We start from the raw sequence: 2,491 nt of genomic DNA, 5'->3' as shown, positions 1-2,491 counted from the left end.
GCGTAATGCGTGTCTCTTGCCCTCGACTCTGGCACAGCGACCAAGATGGGACCCGATGAGCACGCGAACGACCCTGGCCGATGGCCGCGAGTTGCTGTTCTTTTCGCTGCCCGGCCACACCCCGGCGCCGGTGGTTGATCGTCGGCCGTTGCCGCCGTGGGAGCCGGGGCAGTCGCAGTTGCGGTTCGACCAGACGACCGGGCAGTGGGTGATCATCGCCGCGCGCCGCCAAGACCGGACCTACAAGCCGCCGCCGGACCAGTGCCCGCTGTGCCCCGGGCCGACGGGGTTGACCAGCGAGGTGCCCGCGCCCGACTACGACGTGGTCGTCTTCGAGAACCGCTTCCCGAGTCTGTCCGGCGTGGGGGCGGTGGCATCGAAGCCGGACGGCTTCGTGCCGATGCCCGGTGTCGGGCGCTGTGAGGTGATCTGTTTCTCCAGCAACCACACCGGGTCCTTCTGCGAGCTGTCGCAGCCGCATGCCCGTTTGGTTGTCGACGCGTGGCGACACCGGACCGCTACTCTGCTGGCGACGCCCGGTGTCGAGCAGGTGTTCTGCTTCGAAAACCGGGGCGAGGAGATCGGCGTGACGTTGGCCCATCCGCACGGCCAGATCTACGGTTACTCTTTTTTGACACCGCGGACGGCGGCGATGATGGAACAAGCCCGTAAACACCGGGGCGGCAACCTGTTTGCCGATCTGCTGGCATCGGAGATCGCCGACGGCAGCCGGATCGTGGCGCGCACCGACCTGTTCACTGCCTTCGTACCCTTCGCCGCGCGATGGCCAGTCGAGGTGCACATCTACCCGAACAGGTTCGTGCACAACCTCATTGACCTGTCCGATGACGAGCTGGATGGTTTCGCGCGGATCTACCTCGATGTGTTGCGCCGCTTCGACCGGATGTATTCCGGACCGCTGCCGTATATTTCGGCGCTGCACCAATACGCCGACACTTCTGCGATGCGGGAGGGCTATTTCCACGTCGAGCTGATGTCGATCCGGCGTAGCGCTACTGCTTTGAAATACCTGGCGGCGTCCGAGTCGGCGATGGACGCGTTCATCAGCGACGTGATGCCCGAAGCCGTTGCCGAACGGCTGCGAAACCTCGCGTGACGATCCGCTATTCGGCGCCCGGCCGGATCAACCTGATCGGCGAGCACACCGACTACAACCTCGGCTGGTCGTTGCCGATCGCGCTACCGCGGCGCACCGTCGTGACTTTCGAAACGTCGGACGCCGATGCGCTGACCGTGCGCAGCGACCGCGTCGACGGATCAGTACGAATTCCGTTGACCACCAAGCCCGGTGAGGTGACCGGGTGGGCGGCCTACGTGGCCGGCGTGGTGTGGGCGCTTCGCTATGCGGGGCACCCGGTGTCGGGCGGGGAGATGTCGATCAGCAGCGAGGTCGAGATGGGGTCGGGCCTGTCGTCCTCGGCGGCGCTGGAGTGCGCCGCACTGGGTGCCCTGACGACGGGTTTGCATATCGACCGTCTCGATCAGGCGCGTCTTGCCCAGCGCGCCGAGAACGAGTATGTCGGTGCGCCAACCGGTTTGCTCGATCAGCTGTCGTCGTTGTTCGGCGAAGCGTCGACGGCCCTGCTGATTGACTTTCGTGAGCTGACCGTGTCGCCGGTCGGCTTCGACCCGTCATCGTCGGGAGTCGAGTTGCTGTTGATCGACTCCCGGGAGCGGCACGGCCACGTCGGCGGCGAGTATGCGGCGCGCCGGCTGTCGTGCGAGCGGGCGGCGGCCGACGTGGGTGTGGTGTCGTTGCGGGAAGTCCAGGACCGCGGGGTCGCCGTGCTGGAGGGCGTCAAAGATCCGGTCGATGCCCGTCGTGCGCGACATGTGTTGACCGAGAACCAGCGGGTGTTCGATGTCGTTGCGGCGTTGGGTGATTCGGACTTTATCGAGGCCGGCCGCATCTTCACCAAATCCCACGCGTCCATGCGTGACGACTTCGCCATCACCACTCGCAACATCGATCTGATCGTCGACACCGCCGTGGGCGCGGGCGCTTTGGGCGCCCGAATGACCGGCGGCGGATTCGGCGGCTGTGTGATCGCCTTGGTCCCGGCCGATCGGGTGGAAGCGGTCGGCGCGGCGGTGCGCTCAGCGGTGCGCTCAGCGGGCTATGAGGATCCGGCGATTTCTCAGACGTACGCCGCCGATGGCGCATCCGCCACATGAGTCACGTCGGGGTCGGGGTGCACGTTGTGCCCACCTTCGCGCGATTTCGTCATCGCGTGCGGGCCAATTCGCTCAGAGGCGGGCACATCGGCACATGGTCAGCTCATGTTGCAGGAGTGAATCGGATCGCCCGCAGGCCTAACTCCTCAACGGCCTTGGCGAACTGATCGCGGGTCGGCATTTGGTGATCGCGGAAGCCCAACCCCATGGCGCGCTCTGCGCGCTTGACGCCGTAGGACTCGGCGCAGCGTGCGTAGAGATCGGCGACCAGCGTTTTGTCCGTAATGAGCTCGCC

The 2,491-nt window shown here is 65.8% G+C and carries 2 protein-coding genes and 1 pseudogene; 2 read left to right on the top strand and 1 reads right to left on the bottom strand.

Annotated features, from left to right (window positions below; genetic code table 11):
* Positions 1 to 55 precede the first annotated feature (55 nt).
* Complete coding sequence (galT, locus tag VGH54_RS17120; protein ID WP_331513269.1) at positions 56 to 1,117, top strand: galactose-1-phosphate uridylyltransferase; 1,062 nt, start codon at positions 56 to 58, stop codon at positions 1,115 to 1,117.
* On the top strand, positions 1,114 to 2,196 hold the full coding sequence (locus VGH54_RS17115; RefSeq protein ID WP_331513268.1) for a galactokinase: 1,083 nt from the start codon (positions 1,114 to 1,116) through the stop codon (positions 2,194 to 2,196). The genes galT and VGH54_RS17115 overlap by 4 nt, the downstream gene beginning before the upstream one ends.
* A gap of 103 nt (positions 2,197 to 2,299) precedes the next feature.
* On the opposite strand, the pseudogene VGH54_RS17110 reads toward VGH54_RS17115, so the two are convergent.
* A pseudogene (locus VGH54_RS17110) lies at positions 2,300 to 2,491 on the bottom strand (hypothetical protein); the annotation flags it as partial.

This window comes from Mycobacterium sp. (genome assembly GCF_036488105.1).
GTDB lineage: Bacteria > Actinomycetota > Actinomycetes > Mycobacteriales > Mycobacteriaceae > Mycobacterium.
The sequence above is the reverse complement of the archived record's forward strand: the minus strand, read 5'-3'. Positions and strand labels throughout refer to the sequence as shown.